Origin of the sequence: Nostoc sp. KVJ3 (genome assembly GCF_026127265.1) — a bacterium.
Classification (GTDB): Bacteria; Cyanobacteriota; Cyanobacteriia; order Cyanobacteriales; family Nostocaceae; genus Nostoc.
Window position 1 is genome coordinate 3,045,533 of sequence record NZ_WWFG01000001.1, and the last position, 26,417, is coordinate 3,071,949.

A 26,417-nucleotide genomic window follows, 5' to 3' on the forward strand; every position below is an offset into this window, starting at 1 on the left:
TAATGCCCTATGCCCAATTCCCCATTACCTAATCAATCTGAATTGAAGTTGGCGCACCTCCTGCGGCTGAGGTGCTACTGATTAATGGTTTACGGAATTGGGCGTAAATGCGATCGCGCCAGGTAAAGAATGGTTCATAATCTATATTCTCTGAAAAGATTGGCAATCCTTTACCTCTAATAGAAGCTGGTAAATCCAGATAGGGGCCAGGGGGGAACTTGAGCAATATCGATAAGCCCGCTACTGATAAGTCAGCTAAAGTCGGCTCATCTCCAGTTAGATAAGGACTATCTGCCAATAATAACGTTAACGCTTCCAAGTCTTGTTTTAAAGATGCGATCGCTGATTGGATCGCATCTGGACTATAACCTACCCCAAAACCCAACACTGTCAGTAAGTCAGTAGGTACTCCTCCAACCAGACTTTTAAATATATCTGGTGTTGAGGTGGGTAATAAGGACTTGCGGAAATTTTGATCTTGACTTACGGCTGCAAATAATGCTTTCCGACCTTTGATGCCTATGGACTCATCCGCCCATTCTTCTATCAATAAAGTTAAACCCCGTTTTTTCGGATCTTGCGGTATTATTGGGCGATCGGGATACTCTAAATCTAAATACTTAGCTATCTCAGTAGAATCCGCAATATACTTATTACGATCCTTTAATACTGGTACTTGTTTCTGACCAGTCAACCGAAACAGTTCCACCTGTCCAATTCCAGGCGTAACCTCTATTTTGCGGTAATCTAGTCCTTTAAAATCTAGAATTAGGCGCACTTTCTCTGAGTATTGAGATAGTTCCCATTGGTATAATTCAAGCATATTGTATACCTTGTAACTGGTCAACTTCTTAACTTTACAATTGTATCTTCAGTTAAAGTAATTTTTCTTTACATTAGTTGCCAATTATTTATCTAATTCACATTCTAATTAAAATTAGCCTAATTTTTGGCAAAATTATCGATATCAAAACGTATTATTTTATGATTAAAATATCAAATAATTAAATAATTTAATCTAACTATTAATTCAAATATAAATTTGTATATAAATTGGCTACTTAAGTAAGTATAATATTTGCCACAGATTATTGTAAACTCATACCTTATAGATATTAAATTTTCACCCTTTCTTAGAGTTGAGGCTACACCACGTGAGGCTTTTTCAGTCTAATAGACATAATACATCTCCATAAATTAATTATGTGTTACCTGAAACCCCTGTAGAGACGTTGCAACGCAACGTCTCTACATTCTTTATCGGAGATGTCTATAGACATCTCCAGAAATTAAATATGCGTTATGCGTAATCCTTGTAGAGACGCGATATATCGCGTCTCTACATTCTTCTTCACCCTCTGTCTAATGAAGAAAATATACTCATTACATTAAGATATGTGCTAAATATATTTCATAGCTTATCACCATGAACCGAAGTTAGATATTTTACCTTAATAAGCACAAACTTTTTAGAGAAAAGTTTTACTTCCCTATTCAGTTAGATTTTGTGCGTAGCAAAATGTTATAAATCTTTATGTAATGTGTGGACAAAAAACAAACAAAATTTATGAAGACAAATAACAGCAAATTTCTGACCACGTTGACAGGCATAGTAGGATTCACTAGTTTAAGCCTTCACCTGACTTTACCATCTGAAGCTAAAGAGGTACTAAATCCTAACCCCAGTATTTTCAATGAAGCTCCCTATAGCAAGGGTCAACGCCTTCAAGTCAATGCTCAATATACACCTACTGAGGCTACTTCTGAAAAGGGTAACACCAAAAGCAAACAAGTAGCTCAAAAAGGTGGTGTAACAAATCCCAGACCAAGTATTTTTAACGAGCCTCCTTATAACCGTGGTGGTAGTACTACACCTAGTGACGTTGCACCTCCCACCCCAGGTACTACCCCGGAAACTCAACCTACCACACCACCAACACAAGTACCATCTACTGAGACACCTACTAAAACTCCACCAGGGCCTGGAGCAAGCGATAATAAAGGCAAAAACTTATTAGCGTTGGCAGAATCAAACGCTAACTTTAAAACCTTAACCAAGGCTTTGAAAGCAGCAGGATTGACTGGAGCTTTACAAGGTAAAGATAACTTAACTATTTTTGCACCCACTGATGCAGCTTTTGCTAAGTTGCCACAAGATGCTTTGCAAGAATTGCTAAAACCAAGCAACAAAGAAGTATTAATCAAAATCCTAACTTACCATGTAGTACCCGGTAAGGTATTGTCTACTGATTTGAAGTCTGGCGAAGTTAAAAGCCTTGAAGGTGGCACAATCAACATTAAAGTTGATCCTACTAACGGTGTTACTGTCAATGATGCCAAAGTTACACAGTCAGATATCACAGCCAGCAACGGTGTTATCCACGCAATCGATCAAGTAATTTTGCCTCCTGATTTGTAGCTTGTAGATATTCAGTACAACCTATAGTTCATCCTTCAGCTAGGTTCTTAGCCAGTTAAAACCTCAAAATGGTAAGTGACTACAATTGGCTACAATCCCGAATCTAAATTACTGAGGTAGAGGCAAACTACCTTGTAGTATCATCTGACTTGCCTTAGCTTGACAGCTGGGGCAAGCACAACCAAACAGCTGCATAGCAAGCTGTTTAATTTTTTCATTAGCACGTACTGATGGGTATTGGGGATATTCTTGTGAAACAGGTGCAGCAATTGCCTGTGTGTCAGTGGGTGTTAAGGTAGGATTGGCTAAATCTTCGGGAGAAAGCTTCTTTGCAAAAGCTGGATTGACAGTTAGTAATGTTAAAGCCAAAAAGCTTGAGCCAGAAAGCAAAGTTATGATGATCTTATTCATGATTTACACCAGTATTAGACTTGATCTTGAAGTTGAGCTTAGATGAAAAAACTAGAAATCGTCCTAAAATTTTTTCAGTATTAATATCTGTGGTAATGCTATCTCACACACCAGTTTGATTAAAGCTGAGGGAAACTACTTTGTAATACCATCTGACTTACACGAGCTTGACAGGCAGGGCAGTCACAGCCAAACTTTTGTATAGCACGCTCTTCAAGTGACTGAGTAGAGCTGATTGATGGAAATCTGGGGGATTCTTTAGTTTTAGTTACAGATGTATTAACTGTCTGCGTCTGTTCTAAGTTTAAACTGGGAGATGTTAAATTCTGAGAAGCAAGTTCTTTTGCAAAAGCTGGGCTGACAGTTAGGAGTGTCAAGGCAAAAAAGCTAGAGCAGCAAAGTAAAGCTATTACAATTTTATTCATCATTTCCCTATAGTGGTAAACCTGGTTATGAGTTTAGTTGAGATAAAAAACTAACAAATCCCTAGCAAAATTAAACTTATTTTTAGTTGCCCAGTAGTGTATTGATAGAGCCTCTGATTTCAATCAAAATAACAATTACTTTTTGTTTGCAATCAGCCTTTCGTTTTTATCTTGCATTTCTAAAAGTTCAGGGATAGTAACAAAGCTATAGCCCTGTTTCCGAAAGTTGGCAATAATTTCTGGCAAAGCTTGCACAGTTTTAGAGCGATTACCACCACCATCATGCATCAGCACAATTCCGCCTGGTTTGGCCTTCCTGAACACATTATTAATTAATTTTGGGACAGCCGGACGCGAGTAGTCTACAGAGTCAGATGACCAGAGAATGATGGCATATTTGCTATTTATAGCGTAATCAGCCACCCCATTGTGCATGATGCCTCCTGGTGGTCGAAATAGATTTGTTTTAATCCCTGTCACTTGATAAATCAGGTCTGCTGTGTGGTTAATTTCATAAGCGGCTGCTTGTGGATTCAAGAATTGATACCAATGATGCCAAGTATGGTTGCCAATTACGTGACCTTCAGCAATCTCCCGCTTTACTAAGTCTGGGTTATTCTTCACGTTTTGCCCAATTAGGAAAAATGTCCCTTTGATTTGATTTTGTTTAAGAATATCCAGTACTTGCGCGGTACTCTCAGGCCATGGCCCATCATCAAAGGTCAGAGCAATTACTTTCTGTTCGGGAGTGAGTTTTGCCGCGTTAACTATTACCCCTTGAAAGCGTGTTGGCACAGCATAGGATAACCCCTTTGTTTGCGCTTGTTGTTGCCAACTTTTAAGCATGGTTGCTTTTAGGTCTTCAATTTGCTGTTGAGTTCCAACCTTGGCTGGTAGATTGTTTGCATTGATATTTTCTATACTTTGGGCCTCAGATGATCTTGACTTGACAAGCATCATTGTGGTGGTACTCAAGGCAAGCAACGTGATTAATATTTTTTGCAGACCAAAAAATGACTTAGAGTAATCCACTTCGTAGCTCCTTCAAGGGTCGAACTATTTTTTCCACAATTCTTCTAGCAATCTTTATACTTTTGTAAGCCCTGCCATACAAACTACAGCATGATTAGTAATATCTTTTAAAGTTAGGTCTAACCTCGACTCCGAAAAAATACCTTCCCCTACGGGTAATCTAAATATTTATAAACGAAACCCTCACCATGAATGTGAGAGCCTTCTTGTGACTTCATTTTTGTAGACTATGAGGGATGAGGGAAATTTAGAGAACTATAAAAGGCGATTAATTCTGCCTTGTTAACATGAATATACTTAATGTAGTTTAAATATTGCATATCACATTGACGAAGCCATTGCGAAACTATGACGAAGGTATGACCTTCCTTGAGTAATGATGACAATTCGTAATTCGTAATGGAACTCATGCGCCACTTGCTTCTCCCTTGGCGCTAGCGTCTCCCCTTCTCCCAAAGGGGAGACGCTACGCCTAGCTTGTTTCTCGCCTTTGGCAGTATTACTCATTACGAATTATTTGGAAATCTCTTAACAGGTTACAGACTAGACATTACATCCCGTGCAACTGCTAAAGTTTGGTCAATGTCTTCTTCAGTGTGAGCAAAAGATGTAAACCCAGCTTCAAATTGAGAGGGTGCTAAGTAAACACCACGCTCTAACATACCCCGATGGAAGCGTCCGAATTTAGCTGTATCAGACTTTTTCGCATCTTCATAGTTGTGAACTGGGCCAGAAGTAAAGAATAAGCCAAACATGGCGCTAATTTGACCACCACAAGCCGCATGACCAGTTTCTTTAGCAATTTGCAGCAAACCATCTGCAAGCTTTTTAGTAATCCGCTCAAGATAATCGTAAGTACCTGGCTTTTGGAGCAATTCTAAAGTCTTAATCCCAGCAGTCATCGCCAAAGGATTACCAGAAAGAGTCCCAGCTTGATACACAGGGCCAGCAGGGGCAACCATTGACATAATATCTCGCCGACCGCCATAAGCTCCTACTGGCAAACCACCACCAATCACCTTACCCAAGGTGGTTAAATCGGGAGTAACCCCAAATTTTTCTTGAGCGCCACCGTAAGCAATGCGGAAGCCTGTCATCACTTCGTCAAATACCAATAAGGCTCCATACTCGTGAGTTAGTTCCCGTAATCCTTCTAGGAAACCTGCGTCAGGGGCAATAAATCCAGCATTACCCACAACTGGCTCAAGAATAACGCCAGCAATCTCGTCGCGGTTTTCTTCAAACAACGCTTTGACGGATTCTAGGTCATTGAAAGGCGCGGTTAGAGTGGTGCTAGTTGCCGCTTTCGGAACTCCTGGTGAGTCTGGTAAGCCAAGTGTGGCAACACCAGAACCTGCCTTCACTAGAAATGTATCTGCGTGTCCGTGGTAGCAGCCTTCAAATTTGATGATTTTGTCTCGGTTGGTGAAAGCCCGCATCAGTCGCAAAACTCCCATACAGGCTTCAGTTCCAGAGTTAACAAATCTGACCATTTCGATGCTGGGAACGGCATCAATGACCATTTCTGCCAAAACATTTTCTAGGGCTGAGGGAGCGCCGAAACTGGTGCCTTTTTCTAAGGCTTCATGCAAGGCTGCAATTACTTCTGGATGAGCATGACCGCAAATAGCTGGGCCCCAAGTGCCTACATAGTCTATATATTGGTTGCCATCTACATCCCAAATATATGCACCTTTAACACGATCAAAAACGATGGGTTGTCCGCCCACAGATTTGAAGGCACGAACTGGAGAACTGACTCCTCCGGGCATGAGGTTTTGAGCAGCAGCGAAGACTTCTTGTGATTTTGTTGTTTTAATTGTGGTATTTACCAAGGTTCTCTCCTACATAGTGGGCAATAAAAAGCTCTATCTCAGGATAGGGTCAAAAATTGCTTAGAATTTCTATCCTATAGAATTAATAGAACCAAAAAAATAACAATATGTTATACAAGTGCAACAAAGACTTGCCTCTAGATATTCAAACTCGATTATCTGAAGCATACCAGGATCTTTACCGAGCAGCTTTTAACTCGGCCATCCATTGGTATGGTGAGGCATCAAAAGCTCACAAAGTTGCGTTAAGTGCTGTCAAGATGCAGTCTGCTATGGAGCGGAATGTTCTTGTTTCGAGCTAGATAAGATAGTTTAATTCAAAAAACATACCAGTTGCTCTATTCAGAATGGTATCGTGAATCCATAAGTTATTCTCATTAGAGCAAACTAGCTGGTATGTCTTCTAACGATTCGCGATCGCTGCATTACGCCATCCCTGTTGAAAAAATTCGCTACGATGAACGGGGTCTAGTGCCTGTAATTGTCCAAGATTATTTGGATGGTACTGTCCTAATGATGGCGTGGATGAATCAGGAGTCGTTACAAAAAACTTTAGAAACTGAAGAAACTTGGTTTTGGAGCCGTTCCCGACAAGAATTATGGCACAAGGGAGCGACTTCTGGACATATTCAAAAGGTGCAGAGTATCCGTTATGACTGTGATAGTGATGCGCTACTCATAGGGGTAGAGCAATTAGGAGATGTTGCTTGCCATACTGGAGAACGCAGTTGCTTTCACCAAATAGAAGGGAATATTGTCCCACCACCAGGGGATACATTGTCGCAATTATTTCAAATAATATGCGATCGCCGCGATAATCCTACTGAAAGTTCTTATACCTGTAAGCTATTCGCAGGTGGTGATAATAAAATTTTGAAAAAGATCGGTGAGGAAACCGCTGAGGTGGTAATGGCCTTTAAGGATGATGAAGCAGATGCGATCGCAGGTGAAGTGGCTGATTTGCTCTATCATACTTTGGTTGCCTTAGCTCACCATAAAGTTGATTTAAAATCGGTATATCGGAAGTTGCAAGAACGTCGTCAATAGAGTTAGTCCTACTCAGGTAAAATCCGATTGAGATACTGTAAAATCACCACGACAATCAGCACACTCAAAGGAAATCCTAGCCAGTAACTATCAGTAATAACTCGCGGTTGATCTAATGCCCATCCACCCAAGGGATGACCAATAAAAGACCCAATAGCCCAGCATACAGCGTTAACGGAGAAATAAACGCCGCGTTGATTTTCCGGGGCTAACTCAGTGACTAAAGAGGCGGCAGATGGGGTATAAGAAACAATTGCAACTGCAAATACTCCCAATGCTAACGCTACCCAAACCAAATTATAAGATGGGGCAGTGCCGCTTACCCAAATCAATCCAAAACCAACTGCCCAGAAAATCGCAGAAACGGTAAGCGCGAGTGTGTGAGAACAGCGTTTTAATATACTGGTGACAGGTAATTGACAAATTATAGCTAGCACCAGATGCCAAGCAAATAGAACGCTAATCGTAGTTTGAGCAAATCCTTCGGTAGTACTTTTGATAACAAAGTTTTTGAAGTAAAGCGGCAGGGTGCTGTGGATTTGAGAAATATAGATTGTAAAGAATATATTAACTGCTATGTAGACCAGGAAACGGCGATCGCTTAATACTGCCATCCAAGAAGCAAAATGTTCTGTCTTTTCAGATTTCCCCAGCTGCGGTTGTTCGGTTTTACTAATTCCCACATAGACAACCCCAAAAAACAGCAGAAAAGAAATGGCATCAATGACAAATAGCCATCGATAACTCCCGATGATCGAGATCAAAAACCCAGCAAACACAATTCCGATCGCTAACCCAAGATTATCAGCTAGTCGTGCTAATGCAAAAGTTTCACGGCGATTGTCAATCTCGCTAGCATCAGCAACAACAGCTTCAGCCGCTGGCCAATAGAAACCTATCCCTAAACTGCTAATCAAGCTACCAACTACCAAAATAGTAAAATTATTGGTTGCAGCTAAAACTAGAGAACCAATTGCTGAAATCGCCGTCGCTAGCAACAAAGTACGGCGGCGACCCCAGTGTTCAGAATCAGCCAAAGAACCACCTACAATCCTCCCCACAATGCCGGAAATCGAGGCGCTACCCAAGGCTACCCCAACACTGGTTGCAGATAAACCAACTTCATTGACAAAAAAGATGGGGGCGTAAAACAGGGTAAAGCCGGTACCAACTTCCGAGAGAAATCTACCAATCGCGAAAATCCAGACTTGGGGATGTATCGAGGGCATCCACGATGCTAGCTGAGATTGAGAAGCTAATTTCATGAGTTTAGATGTCACAGTTCCATGACATTTTTGTAATTCTTATCATTGGCTGCTATTTTTCTTACTCATTCCACAGGGTTTCCACAGGGATTTTAACAGTTTTCCACAGGTTCACTACGAACTAATGGGCTTCTTACCCTCTGACTGGGGATTGTTAATTAACAGTGGGAAGGAACTTCAAGGACTGAGTTTTTATAAAGTAAAGTAACGAAAACGCGACCAAAAGGCTGATTATTCTGTTCGTATTTATTTTTTATACCATCGTTTTTAACATTTCGCAGCATTGACAAACCCACCCCCTCTTAGCGCACAATGATTCGGCTTGCTTTTGTAATTCGTTCAACCGTTGGCATCAAATGCGTAAAATATATTACCTGAGATGTAGGCGCAGATTGTCGGGCTAGCAAAAGAGTGGTGAGGAAGCCTGATTGCTGCTTCACCGCAAGCAACTTGTCCCTCTTGATTATCCTCATAGGAGGAAAATCTCATGAAATCAACGGTTAGCATCTTTACAGAAATTCCCGAAACACTCCACGAATCCTTAAAAAACTACTTAGAAACCCACCCCGATTGGGATGAAAATAGGGTATTGACGGCGGCACTATCATTGTTTTTACTCCAAAATGGGGATAGCGATCGCCGTGCTGCCCGCGTCTATCTGGAAACTTTATTCCACCACTCCTCAGTAGAAACGCCCGGCATCGATTCACCCGTAACAGCTAATCTATTAGATACCCCATAGGTACGGGCGTTATTCTGGCTTATTCCAAATATGGACATGTTTTACAGCACTCCATCAATGGGATTTTGATCTAAAGCGATCGAGCATATCGGGGCAATACTATACCAATTCAAATAATATTTGCGACACATAAATTATTCGTAAGGGCACAACAATATTGTGCCCCTACCTATCTGTCGCATTATTTTTTCAACTTGGTATTACAACAAAAAAGATCAGTTGACTCTCAATACGGTTCGGTTAAGGTTATTTGATGAAAATATATAAATCCTAAAGATGCGATAAATCGCTGTCAGGATGAAGGACTGATTATTGTAAAGACGGCGATTTATCGCGTCTCTTGCCTTAACCGAACAGTATTGAGTCGACTCCGATCTAGAAATTACGCAAAACTACGCACAGCAGGGGCAATTCATGAATTGCCCCTGCTGTGTGTGCGTATTTTTTTACATTAGTGTCAACTTAGAGCCTGAGCAAATACTTTGGATGCAACTACGTTGCTGTTTCTCAGGGGTTTTCAGCATTTTTCTTATAAAAACTCAGGACTTGGCTTCCAACTGTTGAGGGTGAGCAGGAGATTCAAACTTATAGCCTACGCCACGTACAGTTTGAATCAATGCTGGCTGACTAGCATCAATTTCAATCTTCTTGCGAATTTGACCAATATGTACATCTACAACCCGTTGGTCGCCGACATATTCATAGTCCCACACCTCTTGAATTAGCTCTGCCCGCCGCCAAACTCGACCGGGATGACTTGCTAAAAAATGTAACAAGTCAAATTCCAGAGCAGTTAAGGGAACTGGTTGGTTATTAAGTGCTACCTCCCGTCGCACTGGATCAATCATAAGTTTTTCAAATACCAAGCGTTTCTGCTCGGCAGTAGTTATCACTCGCTGCCGCCTCAAAATAGCTCCGACTCTGACTTCTAACTCTCCCAACCCAAAAGGCTTGGTGAGATAGTCATCAGCACCTTTGGCAAAGCCGCGAATTTTGTCAGCTTCGTCAGCACGGCTAGTCAACATCAGAACAAAAACACCATTACGACTTTGCATCTCTTGGCAAAGGTTAAACCCCGTTACATCTGGTAAATTCACATCTAGAATCACCAAATCAGGGTTAAATTGCTCAAATAGATTTAAGGCTGTCTTTCCATCTTCGGCAGCCTCCACCTGGTAGTTCTGCTTAATCAAAAAGCGTTGGATTAAATTCCGAACCGCAGGGTCGTCGTCAACTACAAGAATCTTGGCAGGAGCCATGACCATTACTTTGCACAAAAATTCGTAAGATTAACAAGAGGGGTTGCGTAAAAACGCTGTTGCCACTTTTGGGACTAACTAAGAATCTACATGGCTACGGTATAAGAATCCCGATAGTTCAAAAATAAATACTGTAATCAGGATTGTGGGCGATAAGAACGCGAAACTTCTGTTAGCCACAGAAGATCGGCGTTATGACTTTAACCGCAACAGTTCTTAACACCAAAACACCTTTTCAATCTTAGTTAGGTGGCAACTTAAAATGTCTCAATTTTAAATCGATATGCGGATATATACCACAAGCGATTATTCAGTATAATTAAAAAAACTCTATTAAGGCACAGTAAGTTGCCAAATTGGAAGCAGTAAAGTTGATTTTTTCATAAAAACTATGCATTTTAGGTACTCTCCGTTCAAATTCTAGATTAGAGCCAGAATTAAACAACGACATGAGGGTATACACGGAGTTATAGCGATATGTTAAAGTAACTATAGTTGAAATTAAAAAGTCAATGAAACTAACCCGTGCTACTATCCTCTTAGAGCATAAGATAGGTCGAGACTTTAAGTTTCGATGAAAAAAACCTAAAGCTGTTTTTTATTCGACAAAAGACTGCCGCTGACTGAGGCTGAAGTAACAAACTCCCATGAGCGATCAAAATCCCTACGAAAAACTTGGGGTATCAGAAGAGGCTAGCTTCGATGAAATTCAGGATGCTCGTAATCGCCTATTCGAGCAGCATAGTGGCGATGCCAAGCATTTAGAAGCAATTGAAGCAGCTTACGATGCGATTTTAATGGATCGCTTGCGGATGCGCCAGGAAGGTAAAATTAAAGTCCCTGAGCGTATCCGATTTCCAGAGTTGCGAGTGCAATCACCTCCTAAAGAAAGTCCAACCCCTCGTGAGCAGTCACCTGCATGGCTGCAACGGATGCTGGATCAGCCAACACCTGCGGATATTTTCTTACCAGGAGCTTGGTTTCTTGGTTTGAGTTCTATTAGTGTGTTTTATCCAGAGGGAGGCGACCAGGTTTTGCAGTTAGCATTGGTGGTTGGGGTAGGCACCAGTATTTTCTTTCTCAATCGCAAGGAAGGCAAATTTGGTCGAGCAGTTTTGCTCACCCTGATTGGTTTAATCATTGGCTTAATCGCTGGAGGATTAGTTGCTAGCTGGCTTTTACCACAAATATCACTTACTATTTTGGGAACGAATCAGTTTTCTACTGTAGTGACGTTTATATTGTTGTGGTTGGTTAGTAGCTTTCTCCGGTAAATTGCTACCCGTAACCTAAGCAAGCTTTTATATTAAGATAATCAGGAGTCAGAATAAATATTCTGACTCCTGATTTAATTTTGTGGTTAATTCAATTTGTTGCGTACTAAATCTACAGCAGTACTGAAATCCTTAACGATTAAGTCGGGGTGGTAAAGTTCCAATTGGGTGCGATCGCGGATACCACATTCCACAGCCATCACTTTGATATCATAATTTTTAGCTGCGGTGATGTCGGCTTCCGTATCTCCCACCATCCAGGTATCAGCAGCTGGGGGCAGTTCTTGTAATGCCCTAGCCATTAACAAGGGCTTATCTTCAATATCACGAGTTTTAACGTAGTCGTTACTTAGGCAATAACAACGATTTTCTGGGAAAAATCTCCCTAAATCATATTTTTTAAAAGCATAATCTAGTTCTCGAACTCGGCGCATGGTCATAACTGCTAAATCAATTCCAGCTTGTTGAATTTTTAACAGTGCATCCACAGCACCAGGCGCGAGAGTGTCATAGTTGAAATAATGTTCTGTATGCACAGTTTGCCGTCGTAATTGGTCAAATTCTTGGGCTTGAGCCTCGTCTAACCCTGAATTTAAGGCAATTTGTTTTTCGGGAACGCGCGATCGCTTTAACTGCCAAAATTCCGCTTTTGGAAGTTCTTGCACTTCTTGGTTTGGGCGACGGGTTTTCTCTAAACAGAATTGATAAACACGGTAGTACCGTTCGGAAACATCAATAATTGGGCCGTCGAAGTCAGTAATAAGTCTTAGCATCGCCGGAAAATGTTAATTTTTATTAAAATTATCTCAGATAGATGGCTATTTTTTGAAGGTATCAAGTCTAGCTAAGGGTTATTTTGTAAACTCTTTTTAAGAAAGAATCGACGATGGCCTATAGGGAAATCTTCTAACTCTCCAAAAACTTCATACCCCAAGTGCTGATAAAATTCAGGAGCTTGAAAACTGTAAGTAAAAAGATATACGTTTAAGCAACCACGATTAACAGCCTCTTCCTCTCCTGCTAAAAGAAGTGCTTTTCCATATCCATAACCTCTTAACTCCTCTGCAATCCAGAGAGTAGCGATATGGAACCATCCCAAGCCAATAAAACCCTCCAAGCCGCCCACTACATTTTTCTCTGAATCACGAAGCAATAGGAACAATGACGTATATTGGTAATCTCCAATTTCACCTACATTGAATTGGTGAAGTTGCTTGTCTACAAAATCAACTTGTTTTGGATCTGGCTGAATTTCAATTGATATTTTGTATTCAGGCATCATTGCAGAGTACCGCGTTTGATTTGTTCGCTTTCAATGGCTTCAAATAAGGCGCGAAAGTTACCTTCGCCAAAACCTTTAGCTTGGAAACGACGCTCAATAAATTCAAAGAAAAATGTCGGCTGTTCAAAAATGGGCTGGGTAAAAATTTGTAGTAATAAAGGCGCAGTGTGTCCTCCATCTAAAGGAGTATATTCTTGCCAGTCTACGAGAATTTCTTGTTGCGCGATCGCTTCCAGTTCTAAAATTGATAGAGGCAAGCCTGGACGCTGTTTAAGCTGCGTGTAATAGCTTTGAGGAACAGAGAGTAAAGATAAACCACTGGCACGAAATTTAGCGATCGCACTGACAAGATTCGTCGTCCGCAAGGCAATATGTTGAATTCCTGGCCCCCGATTGACATCTAAAAATTCCTGAATTTGGGAATTTTTGGAAGCTGGTTCATTAATTGGCAGTTGGACGCTGCCATTGTGCGAAATCATCACCTGGCTGTGTAAAGCAGAACGATTGGTTTTAATTTTAAAAGCTTGCTGGGGTTGAAAATCTAAGATATTTTCGTACCAAGTGACGGCATTTTCCAATTCACCAACTGCCACATTTAACACTACGTGATCTATGGCGGTAAAAGTGTTGTCATTTGTCATTTGTCCTTTATCAAAAACCAATGACGGATGATTATTGACAAATGACCTTTCTATTAATGTATGAGTCAGTCCACCCCAGGCGGCAATTTTGCCACACTTGAGGAATGCCGTACCTATCTGGCGTTCCTGGATGGGTTGGAGGATTGTCGCACCGTGTTTTTGGGCAAGTGCGATCGCAGCTTCCACATCTCCCACAGCAAAAGCGACATCTGCTACACCAGGTGGATATTGACGCAAAAACTCCGCTACTGGACTTGTGGGTAACAGTGGTGAAGATAGAAAAAAGCAGACAGCACCACTTTTCACCACTTCTGTACAAGTGTGAAACGAACTGACGCGATCGGCTACTGGTTGAAAACCAAGATGGTACACAAACCAATCCCGCCATACTTTGGCGTTTTCTACATAGAAATGAACGTGATCAATTTTCATAGATACTGAAAATCCAGCATAACAGTTTATATATCTGTAAATTTTGCCTTTTTTGCTAGATTTTCACGTCCTTCCTAAGCAAGAATTATGTAGACGTACTCCCACATTAAAAAAATAGATGACTATCGGGTTGAATGTTAATTTCCATTGGCACAGCTTGCGGTTCGGCAGAAAGAGCATAGAAAATCGCATTGGCAGCAGTTTCAGGACTGAGCATTTTTTTCCGGTCTACTTTTAGGTTGACATTATCCCAGAAAGGAGAATCTACCCCACCAAAGTAGAATAGCGTGAACTTGATACCAAAACGCTTGAGTTCCTCTGCTATACACTTGCTAAAACCGACAACACCAAACTTAGAAGCAGAATAAGCCGCAGCCATCCCCATCGAATGCTTACCCAAAATTCCTACCACATTACAGATATGGCCAGATTTGCGCTTTTGCATCTCTTTAGCAGCCGCCTGAGTAGTGTAAAAACTGCCTTTCAAGTTGACATCTAGCATTTTGTCTAAATCAGCCGGTTCCAAGCTGTTGTAGGGCTTGAGTATACCGGCACCGGCTGCATTCACCAAAATATCGATTTGACCAAACTCAGCGACAGTTTTTTTGATCAAAGTATCTACTTGTTGGGGATCGGTAATATCGGTAGAAACGCTCAAAACTTGTCCTGGTAAATCATCTGCCAATGTTGTTAAACGATCTGCATCTCTTGCAGCCAATACCAACCGGACTCCGGTAGGTGCAAGTTTGTGTATTAATGCTGAACCAATACCACCAGTAGCACCGACAACAACAACGACTTTATCCTGCATCAGATTATTTTACATTTCTTTACATCTTTTTACATAATACTGAATTATAGCTCAGGTTGTACGTAGATATCTTACAAGTATTTACTCGTAGAGTAGCGATCGCTAATCAGATATCCCTACTTCATATTCTTTACCACTTGCCTTCAATGTAAATGTGGGAGACAATTCTAAATATTTGGTAAAACTAGAACCTAACTTTAATTTTTTTAGAATTGAATTAGGGGATTGCCCGGTTATCAGAGAAATGGGTTTAAAACCCCGTCGTAAAACGACGGCTTTATATTGTTGGTGTAATGTTGTATATTTAAAAAGTTGGGACGATAACCAAGTCCAAAACACAAACATTTTTCTTGAATACCGTAGGGCTTGCGGGAAGGCATAAGCCTAAAGTCTGTGGAGCGAACATAAGACCGAAAAACTCCTTGAGGGTAGAGGCAGTTGCGAAACCCCAGAAATGGTGAGTCCGGTGCGGTCTTGGGGTCTCCCCAAGTGGAGCAACCGGCGAACCCAAAGGGGAAGAAGCAGAAACCTAAATCGTGAGGTTTGGGAATCTTCGCCGTTATACGGCGGAGAGGATGTCAATTTCTGTAACTCTGTACCTAGCTTAGACACAGATAAGAAGAAAAACTTAAAGCAAAGCAGAAATTAAATTCAACTTTAATTTCCGCTTGCAGTATGTAGTAACCGCTTCTACCCGTGTAAATATTTATAATTTAAGAAAAACTTCAACTGACGCGGGCGAAAATGTAGTCGCGCGTGCGAGAATCCACGGGATTAGTAAAGATTTTATTTGTAGTACCAAATTCAGCCATTTGAGTAATACGATTTTCATTACTATAAAAGAAAGCGGTATAATCAGATAGGCGGGTAACTTGCTGCATATTGTGAGTAACAATTACAATTGTTAACTCAGAGCGCAAGTTATGGATCAGATGCTCAATTTTCATGCTACCCATAGGGTCAAGACCTGAACAAGGTTCATCCATCAACAGAACGTTCGGTTTAACTGCTAAAGCACGGGCAATGCATAATCTTTGTTGTTGACCGCCTGAAAGCTCTAAAGCAGATTTATGCAGCTTATTTTTCACTTCATCCCAAAGATCGGCAGCTTTGATGGCAGATTCAACAATTCCATCTAATTCTACTTTTGGATGCCATCCAACTAATTTCACCCCATAAGCAACATTATCATAAACGCTCATGGGAAAAAGGTTTGGCTTGGGAAAAACCATACTAACTTGGCGGCGTAACCGATTGATATTGACACGACGCTCATAAATACTCTGCCCAAAAAATTCTACTCTCCCTTCAACCTTTACTTCTGCTTCTAATTCACTCATGCGATTTAACGATTTAAGAAAAGTAGACTTGCCACAACCACTAGAACCAATAATTGCCGTGACTTGGTTTTGGTAAATATCCATTGACACGCCTTCAACTATCTTTTGAGTGTCGTAATAGAAGCTGAAGTTTTTGACTCTGATAGCTGGAATTAGTTTACTCATATTCCCAAAACGTGTGAAACGAAACTTGACTAAGTAAAGCAGTACAAATCAGCGGCACTGTTTCACTATGTTACTCCCAAAAGGAGATATTCATAGAAATTACGTAGTTATACAGTAGTCATACAGCAGATAAACTGTTAATAAGTAATTTATATTAAGACTGTGTTCTAAAGTTTATCTTTTACAAATTTTTTATACTTGAGCATACTTATCCCGGCGATATTTTGCCCCGAAAGAGTCACCTAACAAGCCACTGGCGCTACTTGTGGAAATTCAAAATGTTCGCTGCGTTTCTTTGTTTTTACTTTTTACTTGCGATGACAGACCAATAAGTAGTAGTGCAAAATTAAATATACATTTGTCATTGTGAATGGAGCAGAGCGGAATGAAGCAATCCCAAGACCTTGGGATTGCAACTCTTGGAGACGCTCCACGTAGCAAGATCCCCGTAGGGTACGCTACATTTCATTCCGCTCGCAATGACATAAATATTTTTGCATACGCACTTAGCGGTTCATCGCGTTAATTCTGATGGGTTAAGAAACTAACCGAAACGCCCTGAAATATAGTCGCGGGTGCGGGGATCTAGTGGGTTGTTAAAGATTTGCTCTGTAGCACCAAATTCAACCATTTGACCAATGCGACTTTCATCAGTGCTAAAGAAAGCTGTAAAATCAGAAACGCGAGCAGCTTGCTGCATATTGTGGGTAACGATCGCAATTGTCAACTCAGACCGCAAACTATGGAGCAGTTCTTCAACTTTCATGGTAGCAATGGGGTCAAGAGCCGAACAAGGCTCATCCATCAGCAGAACTTTCGGCTTGACTGCTAAGGCACGGGCAATACATAATCTTTGTTGTTGACCACCAGAAAGCCCTAAAGCTGATTTATCTAGCTTATCTTTCACTTCATTCCAAAGAGCAGCACTTTTGAGGGCAGATTCAACAATTTCATCTAATTCAAATTTTGAATACCTACCTGCTATTCTCATACCGTAGGCAACATTTTCATAAATGCTCATAGGAAAAGGATTCGGTTTTTGGAACACCATACCAATTTGGCGGCGTAACCGATTGATGTTAACACGAGAAGCGTAAATATTCTGACCAAAAAATTCTACATCTCCTTCAACTTTTATAGGCCCTTCTAATTCGCTAATGCGATTAAGAACTTTGATGAAGGTAGATTTACCACAACCACTAGGGCCAATAATTGCGGTTACTTGATTCTGACAAATATCCATTGACACCCCTTCGATCGCCTTTGTTGTGCCATAGTAAAAACTGATATTTTTAACTTTGATAGCTGGAATTAGATTACTCATGCTTTCTCAAGGTGCGAAACAAAACAAACAATTGATTTTTATTTTATTCTTCTTTGTCTAATAACTAAGCGAGAGAGAATACTCACAAATAAAATTAAGCTGAGTAGAACTATAGAAGTAGTCCATACTAATTGGTTTCTTTGCGGATCGGGGTCATTATAAAGGTTAAAAATTAATACTGGTAAGGAAGCTGTTGGACTTAATAATCCTTCTGACCAATCTAGACTAAATAATGCGGTAAAAATTAAGGGTGCTGTTTCACCAGCAGCACGAGCTACAGCTAATAAAATGCCTGTAGTAATTCCGGGAATTGCAGCAGCCACAACGATGCGAAGAGTGGTTTGAAAGCGAGTTCCCCCTAAAGCAGAAGAGGCGAGGCGTTGAGATATGGGAATAAGTTTTAAGGATTCTTCTGTTGTCAGTATAATCACTGGTAACATAATCACCCCTAAAGCAAAACCACCTGCGATCGCACTAAACCCTTTAGTAAGCAAAACAATTATACCGTAAGCGAATATGCCCACAACAATTGAAGGTACGCCTGTCAAAATACTGCTGATAAAACGAACAATTCCAGCGATTGAGCTAGTTTGACCAAATTCCGCCAAGAAAATTCCTGTCATTATTCCGGTAGGGATGCTTAAAATAGCCCCAATTACTACCATAATTATGGTTCCCAGGATGGCATTGCCAAAGCCATTGTCAATAACTGCTTTGACAAACATATCTGATTTCAATCCAGATATTCCCCGATTCAGAATTTCCCACAATATTGATAATAAAGGAATGAGTGCTAGACCTGTCAAACTAAAGGCGATCGCATTCATTGCATAAGTAAATATTACCCGTTTTGTTGGCAGAGGACTGCATAATTCTGCCGCCAGAGATTCATCAGTTTCTGACTGGATGTAATCACTCATAACTTTTCCAATTTTTGATTGATAAATGTCTTACTACACTGAGATAAATTACACCAAAAAGTAGTTGAGTCCTTGATTTACAGTAGATGAAATTCGTGAGTTACACCTACATTTTGGACTTAATGGTTAATTCATAACTGAGATAAAAATTACTTATTTTTGTTAACATTGATGTGTGCTGACTAGCCACAAGCTGATTATTTATTTTTTCTGCCAACCCACTTCACCAATAGCACAGCGCCAATATTTACAGCTAGAGTCAACCCAAACAAAATCAATCCCAAATAGCTTAAAGCACCAATATGCAATCCCGGTTCAGCTTCGGCAAATTCATTAGCTAAAACAGAGGGAATTGTATAAGCTGGATCGAGTAAAGAAGCACTGATTTGAGCAGAGTTGCCAATCACCATAGTGACAGCCATTGTTTCACCTAAAGCACGTCCTAAAGCCAGCATTGCTGCACTTACCATTCCAGAAAATCCAGATGGTAGCAAGACCCGAAAAATTGTTTCCCAACGGGTACCACCCAAAGCCATAGATGCGCTACGTAATTCTTTAGGGATAGCCATTAAGACATCACGAGTAATTGCTGCCATTGTGGGCAAAATCATGATAGCTAGAATAATTCCAGCAGTTAACATATTTGTCCCAGAAGGGTCTTGTGTATTAAACAGTGGTATCCATTTCAAAGTGCTGCCTAACCACTTTTGTGGAGGTTCTAAAACTGGAATAAAAACAAAAATTGCCCACAAACCAATAATTACACTGGGAATTGCTGCAATTAATTCCACAACAAATGCTAAGATGATTCGCAGTGATGCAGGTAAAAAGTTTTCACTCGTGACTAAGGCTACTGCTATTCCCACAGGGACGGCGAATAAAATAGCGATCGCACTACTTACTAAAGTTCCATAAATATAAGGTAGTGCGCCAAAAATCTTATTACCTGTATCCCAATCTTGACCCCACAAAAACCCCAATCCAAAGTGCTTAATAGCTGGTAGGGCTTCCGAGAAAATTACCCAACTCATCACAAATAGGACTGCAACAGTAATCACGGCAAAAAAGTATACCAGCCGCGAAAAACCTTGGTCAAACCGGATATTTATGTCGCCAATAGCTGTGAGATCGAGATTTTCATCGCCTAGATTTGAATGATGTGATGAATTTGCCATTACAAATCAATACAATAGATTTTTTTAGTACCAATGTAGTTGAAAATACTGCTCGGTTCAGAAAACTCAATAACCTAAAATATTAGTAGAAAAGCAAAATTTGATGTTTCTACTAATATTAATGGTAACAATTCTTAACCGAGCAGTATTGATTAGGTTGGGCTATTTGCCCATCCTAACTAGGAGAAGAAAGTAGGTAAAACTATAAATTAAGGCTTGACAGTGCTATTCACGGTTTGAAGTACCCGATTTGCTACATCAGATGGAATCTTGGTGTAGTTAAGGTCATCGTTATACTGTTGACCATCTTTCAATACCCAATTAATCCATTTCTTAATCGCATCAGCTTTAGCAGCATTAGCATACTGTTTGTAAACCATAATCCAGGTAAGACCAACAATTGGATACCCTTGTGCTGGCTCTCCTACAAAAACGCGGTAGTTGTCTGGGAAAGTTACAGTTGACAAAGCAGCATTTGCAGATTCTAAAGAAGGAGCAACGAATTCTCCTCTCTTATTTTGTACTAGGGCTGATTTCAGGTTATTTTTGACAGCGTAGGCATATTCTACATAACCAATAGAACCAGGAGTGCGAGCTACTATTGCAGCTACGCCTGGATTACCTTTACCTTTGAGGACATTTGGTAAATTCCATTTTGGAGCCGTGTTAGCTCCAACTCTACCTTTAAAATAACCACTGGTAGCACTCAAGTGATTAGTGAAAATAAAAGTCGTACCACTACCATCGGCGCGAACAGCAAATTTAATTGGTTGATTTGGTAGATTCACACCTGGATTATCAGCTTTAAGTTTTGCGTCATTCCAATTGGTAATTTGACCTGAGAAAATTTCTGGTAATGTCTTGCGAGACAATTTCAGTTCATTAACGCCCGGAAGATTGTAAACAACAGAAACAGCACCACCTGCTGTAGGTACTAAGATTACACCGTTCTTGACTTTACTGATTTCATCATCTTTCATTGCAGCATCACTACCGCCAAAGTCAACGGTTCCAGCAATAGTTTGACGAATACCGCCGCCGCTACCAATTGCTTGATAGTTAATTTTCAAGTCTGGATATTTTTTCTTAACTTCACGAGCATAGCGTTCGTAAAGGGGAGCCGGAAAAGTTGCTCCTGCACCATTGAGAGTTTCAGCTTGTGCGATTGCACCTAACAATGGACTAAGTGCAACAGAAGTTGTCAAAAATGAAGTAGCAACAACACGATTCAAGGTGGTGGTCGAAAAAATCATATTACCTCTGATTAAAGGAATATCTTCCTGCTGTAATTCCAGCCTTAATCAAGTTACATTTGTTATGGTTAAACTTTATTTAACGATTGATAAACAAAAAATTAAGATGCGTTTAAATCTTACTTGTAAATATTTTTTGCTTATTGATATTTGATTGGCTAGATTAGTAAAAATATGATGATTAAAAGTTTAATGCAAAGTATTTACCTGATTCTAAAAGATTTTTCAATTTACCAATCCGCCGCCAACTAAATTAATTAATGTTTTCTTGCGGCTACAATACAATACCAAAAGTATCAATAATCCTATTCCTGCGAGATATTTAATTGCATCAGGGACGCTGGGATTAGGTGAAAAGAAGCCTTCGATTGTACCAGCAATAACCAACATTGGGACAATCCCAAATACTAGCTGCACCGCCTGAGAACCGTAGATTTTCAATGCATCTCCACGGCGATATTTGCCAGGAAATAAAATTGCTCTTGCTAATAAAAATCCTGCACCCCCAGCAAAAAAGATCGCGGGTAATTCCAAAGAACCATGCGGAAGCACAAAGGCCCAAAAAGGATAAGCTAGATTATTTTGACCAACCAAAGTGCCAACAGCACCAATTAATAAGCCATTAAATACCATCAAAAAGGCTGTATATAGCCCAAAGGTGATGCCACCGGCAGCAGCACCAAAAGACACAGACAAATTATTGATCATGATACTGCTGGATGCCAGAGGTTCAACGCCGACAATTGACCCCATCCACAATTGATGCTCATCTCGCACCTTGGTAATCAAACTTTCAGGCACAATCAACGACATAAAGCTGGGATTTTGCCAGGAATACCACCAGGCTACTAGTCCCCCAGTAGAAACAGTGCGATCGCACCAGCAATATATGCAAATGTTTTCTGAACTACAGATGGTAATCCCCATCGGTAAAATTCTAGAATTGCCTCCCATTCTTGTCGCCGCGAACCTTGATAAATCTGCGTATAGGCACGAGTTGTTAAAGATTGTAAACTTTGTATCAAAGTATTACCGATTTGCTGGGTGCGGGCACGAGCTAAATCTGCCGCTACTGAACGATATAAACTCGCCAACTCTCTAATCTCTGCTGCCTTTAGAGACTTTAGCCCTTTTTTTTCCATCTGCTTTAATAAAGCATCCAGACGCTGCCAATTTTGTTCTCGTCGTGCAATCCAACGTTGAATATTCATGAATTTTGGGAACACTGAGTTTAACTTAGCTTAAGATAGCCTCAAATTCATCTCCGTAGTTTCAAGGTAAATTTATCATTATGTCTGAAAACTTTGGATCTTCTAGTCAGATACAACCACTGAGTGTAGGGAATGTTGTCAGTGCTGCGGTGCGGTTGTATCGTTCTCATCTGAACACTTATCTGAGACTAGCTGCGATCGCTCACTTGTGGATTATAGTACCGATCTATGGCTGGGCAAAATATGCAGCCATCTCTGGACTAATTTCACGTTTGGCTTTTGGAGAATTGATTTACCAACCTGAAAGTGTCCAAGCTGCCAGCAGCCATGTTAATCCGCGTCTGTGGTCATTTTTGAGAGTTGCTTTTCAGGTAGGAATATCTTTGTTGGTAATTTATTTTGGATTAGCGATCGTCGGTGGTATTGTGGCTACCTTACTGGGAGTATTATTAGGAGGGATATTAGGTGGTAGTACGGGTGTTGTAGTTGTAACCACACTGGCAATAATTGTAACAGTCATTATTATGCTGTTAGGACTAACCTGGTTCTACTCTCGTTGGATAGTAGCTGAAGTACCGCTAGCAGTTGAGGAAAATATTAATGGTGGTGAAAGTGTTGCTAGAAGTTGGGAGTTAACAAAAGCATCGGTACTTCGGATTCAGGGCGTTGTTTTAGTTGCTTTTATCGTTACACTACCGTTAGTGGTTGTCTTAAACTATATACCCAGCTTATTCCTCATAAAACTTGAGCAAGGTACTGTTATTTACGGAATTGTGTATTTTATTTCTTGGATAGGCAGTTTGGTCGGTGGCGTTTTTATCATGCCATTCTGGCAAGCCTTAAAAGCCGTTTTATACTTGGACTTGCGGACTCGGCGTGAAGGTCTAGGTTTGCAGCTACGAGAACCTCCCAAGCAGGATTTTCGTTAACTCAACACCTTAATTCAACTAACTCTATTAATTTTGAATTAGTACTAAATAAATATGCGCTTTTTTAATCGCATCACATTCCAGACTCCAGAAAGTGTAGAGCTGGAATTTACTTTAGCGGGAATTGGTAATCGAGCTTTGGCACTGCTGATTGACTATACAGTGTTGGGTGTAAGTTTGCTTTTATTTGTCCTTGCTTGGACTGTCTTCTCGACTCAGTTGTTAAATTTTATTGAATACTTTTTCACGAATTTACCAAATTTAGACATTTGGTTGTTAGCAATTTTCTTCATTATCGCCTTTGCAATTTACATCAGCTATTTTGTATTTTTTGAAACCTTATGGTTTGGACAAACCCCCGGTAAACGGTTTGCTAAAATTCGCGTAGTTCGAGATGATGGCAGACTCATCGGGTTACAACAAGCAACACTACGTGCCTTACTGCGACCTTTTGATGAGACTTTGTTTATTGGCGCTTTCTTAATTATGTTTGGTAGTCGAGAAAAGCGCTTAGGTGATTTAGCCGCTGGCACAATTGTGATTCAAGCCCAAGCACCTACTGCATCTGCGACATTGATAATTTCAGAACAGGCAAAGGTACTTCATGAACAGTTAATCCCAATTGCTGACTTATCACTATTGATGCCAGATGATTTTGCTGTTATTCGTGAATATTTACAGCGACGTGGGGCAATGTCATTAAAAGCAAAAGCCTCACTATCTCTAAAGTTAGCCGAGCAAGTAGTAGCTATTATTAAATTAGAAAAGTTACCAGAACTTGTTACACCTGATGTTTTTTTAGAAGCTGTTTATCTGGCTTATCAACAACCGGAATTTTAGGCTAGAGATTTGATCTCGAACATTGACAAAAAGCTAGGTTTACCTAAAAGACAAAATCATCGGATTTATATTTGAGCTTATTTTCTCTGCTATGTCTACAACTAGCGCATAATTACGGGTTATTGCTTTCCAACTCAAGCACCACCAAAATCCTCAACTCCGTCACCCGCTTTAAAGCTGCATCATTGGTCAAAAATGCCTCACAATCAGCAATTATTGCCGCCGCTGCAACGCATCGGGTAACTGAAGGTTATAACGTACCCGAATCCTCTTTTCACTTTAAACTGTTTAGACAATTGCTTTATTTTCAGTAAAACATAAATCATAATCAGTAGTTAGTTGTCAGTGAGTGGAAACTCCTGACTACTAACTACCGAACTAATGACTTAAAAATTTAAAATCGGCCAGTCTGGTTCACGATAATAGCGTGTCATGTTGTCAAACTTTCGCAATTCGACGCGATTGATCAAAAAATCTGGCAAATTAAACAGCCATTTTTCATTTAATTGAGAAAGCATTGTACTGAAGTTTGCGCGGTCTAAGTCAGATGAAACCTCCCCAAAATAGGCTAATGTAACATGGGCTGTGAAATGATAATGCTGCTCAATACCCAAGGCAATTAACTTAGGATTTTGATAAATTGTTCGGCGAAATTTAATAATTTCGTCATAGCAGCTTTCATCTTGAGGTACTAGACAAACAGCTATAGCTCTTGGCATTAGTATCAGTCCCAGCATTTGCCATTTAATCGGATGACTCCTATTTGTCATCAATTGTTGATATTGCTGAAACATTTCGGCTAAACAAGAGGGTAACTCCTCGTCAAATTTGGGATTTTTTTCGCGGGCATCAAGGTAAGCACCGTCCCAAATTAAATCCGCTAAAGTCAAATGGAAGCTAGCAGGAGGTACAGGTACAATCAAATTACGGTCTACAGGTAACTGTAAAATTTCCTGTTGATAAGTCTGTAATTTGTCATAGAAAGCAGAATTTTGTGATTCTTCCTCTGCCGCAGGTGTGGTAATTAGCGTATAGCCAGGGAAAGATGTTGCTTGTCTCAACCCAGAATTTGGCTGAAATTTAGAAGATTCCTGAATATGCTGGGCTTGGGATCTGTAGGCTTCTGGCAGCGTCAGTCGTGCTAACCGATTTAAGTAAGTTTGATAGTTGTCGTCCAATCTTTATAGCCTCACGCTCTCACTTGATAGATTTTAGGGAAAATTACCCCGATTAACAGAATGATTTCAAAAGTATTTAATTTTTGGGAGTGGGGAGTGGGGAGGATGAGGGAGCAGGGGGAGGGGAAGCAGGGGAGAAAGAATTAATATCCAATGCCCAATGCCCGATTGAGGTATAATCTATGCCAATCTATGTTTACTGGGGTGAGGATGATTTTGCTATGGAAAAGGCGATCGCACTTTTGCGCGATCGCGTCCTCGATCCCGACTGGATAAGTTTTAATTACACTTCATTCACCCCCGATCAAGCTGATGCCGCTATTCAGGGGTTAAATCAGGTGATGACACCGACTTTTGGCGCTGGTGGGCGCTTGGTATGGCTGATAAATACTACTTTGTGTCAGCACTGTCCAGAGAATGTATTAGGGGAACTGGGGCGATCGCTACCTGTCATTCCCGAAAACTCATTTTTATTACTTACCAGCCGTAACAAGCCAGATGAACGTCTCAAATCCACGAAATTGCTAAAACAGTTTGCCACCGAATTCCGAGAATTTCCCCTCATTCCCCCTTGGAAAACAGAATTATTGGTGCAATCTGTAACTCAAGCAGCCCAAACTGTGGGCGTAAAACTGACTGCCAATACTGCCCAGTTATTGGCAGAATCCGTAGGAAATGATACGCGATTACTTTATAATGAGTTAGAGAAATTGCGGTTATACGCCCAAGGTAGCAACAAGCCTTTAGATGTAGATACTGTTACTAAGTTAGTAAGAAATACTACTCAAAATAGTTTACAATTAGCAGCAGCAATCAGAACAGGAGATACAGCGAAAGCTTTGACAACCTTGGCAGATTTGATCAATGCTTCCGAGCCGGGATTACGGATAGTTGCCACATTGATTGGACAATTTCGTACCTGGCTCTGGGTCAAGATTATGATAGAAGGTGGTGAGCGCAATCAACAAGCGATCGCTATTGCCGCTGATATCGGTAATCCCAAGCGGATCTACTTCTTACAGCAAGAAATCAGGCTCCTTTCTGTGCAACAGTTAATCTCCTGTTTACCTCTACTATTGGAGTTAGAAGTGAGCCTCAAGCAAGGAGCATCAGAAATGTCAACACTTCAGACTAAAGTCATCGAACTTTGTCAAGTATGCCGAGGAACTTGACAATCAAATATAAAACCTTGATGTATTGCAACGTT

At 40.5% G+C, this 26,417-nt stretch carries 26 protein-coding genes and 3 pseudogenes; 8 read left to right on the top strand and 21 right to left on the bottom strand.

Going from position 1 to position 26,417, the window contains the following annotated elements; translation table 11 throughout:
* Positions 1-28 precede the first annotated feature (28 nt).
* On the bottom strand, positions 29-823 hold the full coding sequence (locus GTQ43_RS11880; RefSeq protein ID WP_265272808.1) for a glutathione S-transferase family protein: 795 nt from the start codon (positions 821-823) through the stop codon (positions 29-31).
* Positions 824-1,567: 744 nt separating this feature from the next.
* Here GTQ43_RS11880 and GTQ43_RS11885 point away from each other — a divergent pair.
* Positions 1,568-2,419 (top strand): fasciclin domain-containing protein, encoded by an 852-nt coding sequence (locus GTQ43_RS11885; RefSeq protein WP_265272809.1) that lies wholly within the window; start codon positions 1,568-1,570, stop codon positions 2,417-2,419.
* A 108-nt stretch (positions 2,420-2,527) separates the two neighbouring features.
* Here GTQ43_RS11885 and GTQ43_RS11890 read toward each other — a convergent pair whose 3' ends face one another.
* The 5 genes from GTQ43_RS11890 to hemL all read right to left on the bottom strand — a co-directional run bounded on the left by GTQ43_RS11890 (position 2,528) and on the right by hemL (position 6,122).
* Complete coding sequence (locus GTQ43_RS11890; RefSeq protein ID WP_265272810.1) at positions 2,528-2,830, bottom strand: hypothetical protein; 303 nt, start codon at positions 2,828-2,830, stop codon at positions 2,528-2,530.
* Between the two features lie 119 nt (positions 2,831-2,949).
* Positions 2,950-3,258, bottom strand: coding sequence for a hypothetical protein (locus tag GTQ43_RS11895; protein ID WP_265272811.1), 309 nt, complete (start codon positions 3,256-3,258; stop codon positions 2,950-2,952).
* Positions 3,259-3,390: 132 nt separating this feature from the next.
* Positions 3,391-4,287: a polysaccharide deacetylase family protein gene (locus GTQ43_RS11900; protein ID WP_265272812.1), complete on the bottom strand. Its 897-nt coding sequence runs from the start codon at positions 4,285-4,287 to the stop codon at positions 3,391-3,393.
* 321 nt (positions 4,288-4,608) lie between these two features.
* Positions 4,609-4,794, bottom strand: coding sequence for a hypothetical protein (locus GTQ43_RS11905; protein ID WP_265272813.1), 186 nt, complete (start codon positions 4,792-4,794; stop codon positions 4,609-4,611).
* A 29-nt stretch (positions 4,795-4,823) separates the two neighbouring features.
* Entirely contained in the window at positions 4,824-6,122 is a 1,299-nt protein-coding gene (gene hemL / locus GTQ43_RS11910; protein WP_265272814.1) for a glutamate-1-semialdehyde 2,1-aminomutase, read from the bottom strand.
* Positions 6,123-6,229: 107 nt separating this feature from the next.
* Between hemL and GTQ43_RS11915 the strand changes: the two genes are divergently transcribed.
* Both GTQ43_RS11915 and hisIE read left to right on the top strand, forming a co-directional pair.
* Positions 6,230-6,424 (top strand): ChaB family protein, encoded by a 195-nt coding sequence (locus GTQ43_RS11915; RefSeq protein ID WP_265272815.1) that lies wholly within the window; start codon positions 6,230-6,232, stop codon positions 6,422-6,424.
* Between the two features lie 94 nt (positions 6,425-6,518).
* The gene (hisIE, locus tag GTQ43_RS11920) at positions 6,519-7,169 is read left to right on the top strand and encodes a bifunctional phosphoribosyl-AMP cyclohydrolase/phosphoribosyl-ATP diphosphatase HisIE (RefSeq protein ID WP_265272816.1); all 651 of its coding nucleotides are present in this window, start codon (positions 6,519-6,521) and stop codon (positions 7,167-7,169) included.
* Positions 7,170-7,177: 8 nt separating this feature from the next.
* On the opposite strand, the gene GTQ43_RS11925 is transcribed toward hisIE, so the two are convergent.
* Both GTQ43_RS11925 and GTQ43_RS11930 read right to left on the bottom strand, forming a co-directional pair.
* Positions 7,178-8,449, bottom strand: coding sequence for an MDR family MFS transporter (locus GTQ43_RS11925; protein WP_265272817.1), 1,272 nt, complete (start codon positions 8,447-8,449; stop codon positions 7,178-7,180).
* A 324-nt stretch (positions 8,450-8,773) separates the two neighbouring features.
* Positions 8,774-8,923 carry a hypothetical protein gene (locus GTQ43_RS11930; protein ID WP_265272818.1) on the bottom strand — a complete coding sequence of 50 codons (150 nt, stop codon included), beginning with the start codon at positions 8,921-8,923 and terminating at the stop codon, positions 8,774-8,776.
* Between GTQ43_RS11930 and GTQ43_RS11935 the strand changes: the two are divergent.
* Positions 8,922-9,113: pseudogene (locus GTQ43_RS11935) on the top strand (DUF2811 domain-containing protein); the annotation flags it as partial. The gene GTQ43_RS11930 and the pseudogene GTQ43_RS11935 overlap by 2 nt on opposite strands.
* A gap of 602 nt (positions 9,114-9,715) precedes the next feature.
* Here GTQ43_RS11935 and GTQ43_RS11940 read toward each other — a convergent pair.
* Positions 9,716-10,435, bottom strand: coding sequence for a response regulator transcription factor (locus GTQ43_RS11940; protein WP_179065386.1), 720 nt, complete (start codon positions 10,433-10,435; stop codon positions 9,716-9,718).
* Between the two features lie 647 nt (positions 10,436-11,082).
* On the opposite strand from GTQ43_RS11940, the gene GTQ43_RS11945 reads away from it, so the two are divergent.
* Positions 11,083-11,709 (top strand): CPP1-like family protein, encoded by a 627-nt coding sequence (locus tag GTQ43_RS11945; protein WP_265272819.1) that lies wholly within the window; start codon positions 11,083-11,085, stop codon positions 11,707-11,709.
* Positions 11,710-11,795: 86 nt separating this feature from the next.
* On the opposite strand, the gene GTQ43_RS11950 is transcribed toward GTQ43_RS11945, so the two are convergent.
* From GTQ43_RS11950 to GTQ43_RS11995, 10 genes and pseudogenes are all read right to left on the bottom strand, one after another.
* Positions 11,796-12,482, bottom strand: a complete 687-nt coding sequence (locus GTQ43_RS11950; RefSeq protein ID WP_265272820.1) for an HAD family hydrolase — start codon at positions 12,480-12,482, stop codon at positions 11,796-11,798.
* Positions 12,483-12,553: 71 nt separating this feature from the next.
* Entirely contained in the window at positions 12,554-12,991 is a 438-nt protein-coding gene (locus GTQ43_RS11955; RefSeq protein ID WP_265272821.1) for a GNAT family N-acetyltransferase, read from the bottom strand.
* Positions 12,988-14,064 carry a 4-hydroxyphenylpyruvate dioxygenase gene (gene hppD / locus GTQ43_RS11960; protein WP_265272822.1) on the bottom strand — a complete coding sequence of 359 codons (1,077 nt, stop codon included), beginning with the start codon at positions 14,062-14,064 and terminating at the stop codon, positions 12,988-12,990. The genes GTQ43_RS11955 and hppD overlap by 4 nt, the downstream gene beginning before the upstream one ends.
* 106 nt (positions 14,065-14,170) lie before the next feature.
* Positions 14,171-14,875: an SDR family oxidoreductase gene (locus GTQ43_RS11965; RefSeq protein ID WP_265272823.1), complete on the bottom strand. Its 705-nt coding sequence runs from the start codon at positions 14,873-14,875 to the stop codon at positions 14,171-14,173.
* Positions 14,876-15,600: 725 nt separating this feature from the next.
* On the bottom strand, positions 15,601-16,380 hold the full coding sequence (gene pstB / locus GTQ43_RS11970; RefSeq protein WP_265272825.1) for a phosphate ABC transporter ATP-binding protein PstB: 780 nt from the start codon (positions 16,378-16,380) through the stop codon (positions 15,601-15,603).
* 544 nt (positions 16,381-16,924) lie between these two features.
* On the bottom strand, positions 16,925-17,704 hold the full coding sequence (gene pstB, locus GTQ43_RS11975) for a phosphate ABC transporter ATP-binding protein PstB (RefSeq protein WP_265272826.1): 780 nt from the start codon (positions 17,702-17,704) through the stop codon (positions 16,925-16,927).
* Positions 17,705-17,742: 38 nt separating this feature from the next.
* Positions 17,743-18,624: a phosphate ABC transporter permease PstA gene (gene pstA, locus GTQ43_RS11980; RefSeq protein WP_265272827.1), complete on the bottom strand. Its 882-nt coding sequence runs from the start codon at positions 18,622-18,624 to the stop codon at positions 17,743-17,745.
* Between the two features lie 197 nt (positions 18,625-18,821).
* Positions 18,822-19,799: a phosphate ABC transporter permease subunit PstC gene (pstC, locus tag GTQ43_RS11985; protein ID WP_265272828.1), complete on the bottom strand. Its 978-nt coding sequence runs from the start codon at positions 19,797-19,799 to the stop codon at positions 18,822-18,824.
* 209 nt (positions 19,800-20,008) lie between these two features.
* Entirely contained in the window at positions 20,009-21,052 is a 1,044-nt protein-coding gene (gene pstS / locus GTQ43_RS11990) for a phosphate ABC transporter substrate-binding protein PstS (RefSeq protein WP_265272829.1), read from the bottom strand.
* A 225-nt stretch (positions 21,053-21,277) separates the two neighbouring features.
* A pseudogene (locus tag GTQ43_RS11995) lies at positions 21,278-22,263 on the bottom strand (stage II sporulation protein M).
* Positions 22,264-22,343: 80 nt separating this feature from the next.
* Here GTQ43_RS11995 and GTQ43_RS12000 point away from each other — a divergent pair.
* Both GTQ43_RS12000 and GTQ43_RS12005 read left to right on the top strand, forming a co-directional pair.
* Positions 22,344-23,192, top strand: coding sequence for a hypothetical protein (locus GTQ43_RS12000; protein WP_265272830.1), 849 nt, complete (start codon positions 22,344-22,346; stop codon positions 23,190-23,192).
* A 54-nt stretch (positions 23,193-23,246) separates the two neighbouring features.
* On the top strand, positions 23,247-24,032 hold the full coding sequence (locus GTQ43_RS12005; RefSeq protein ID WP_265272831.1) for an RDD family protein: 786 nt from the start codon (positions 23,247-23,249) through the stop codon (positions 24,030-24,032).
* Between the two features lie 112 nt (positions 24,033-24,144).
* Here the strand turns inward: GTQ43_RS12005 and GTQ43_RS12010 are convergent.
* Positions 24,145-24,302, bottom strand: a pseudogene (locus tag GTQ43_RS12010) (VapC toxin family PIN domain ribonuclease); the annotation flags it as partial.
* 116 nt (positions 24,303-24,418) lie between these two features.
* Positions 24,419-25,210: a DUF1868 domain-containing protein gene (locus tag GTQ43_RS12015; protein WP_265272832.1), complete on the bottom strand. Its 792-nt coding sequence runs from the start codon at positions 25,208-25,210 to the stop codon at positions 24,419-24,421.
* A gap of 182 nt (positions 25,211-25,392) precedes the next feature.
* Here GTQ43_RS12015 and holA point away from each other — a divergent pair, with 182 nt between their 5' ends.
* Positions 25,393-26,382 carry a DNA polymerase III subunit delta gene (holA, locus tag GTQ43_RS12020; RefSeq protein ID WP_265272833.1) on the top strand — a complete coding sequence of 330 codons (990 nt, stop codon included), beginning with the start codon at positions 25,393-25,395 and terminating at the stop codon, positions 26,380-26,382.
* The last annotated feature ends 35 nt before the right edge of the window (positions 26,383-26,417 follow it).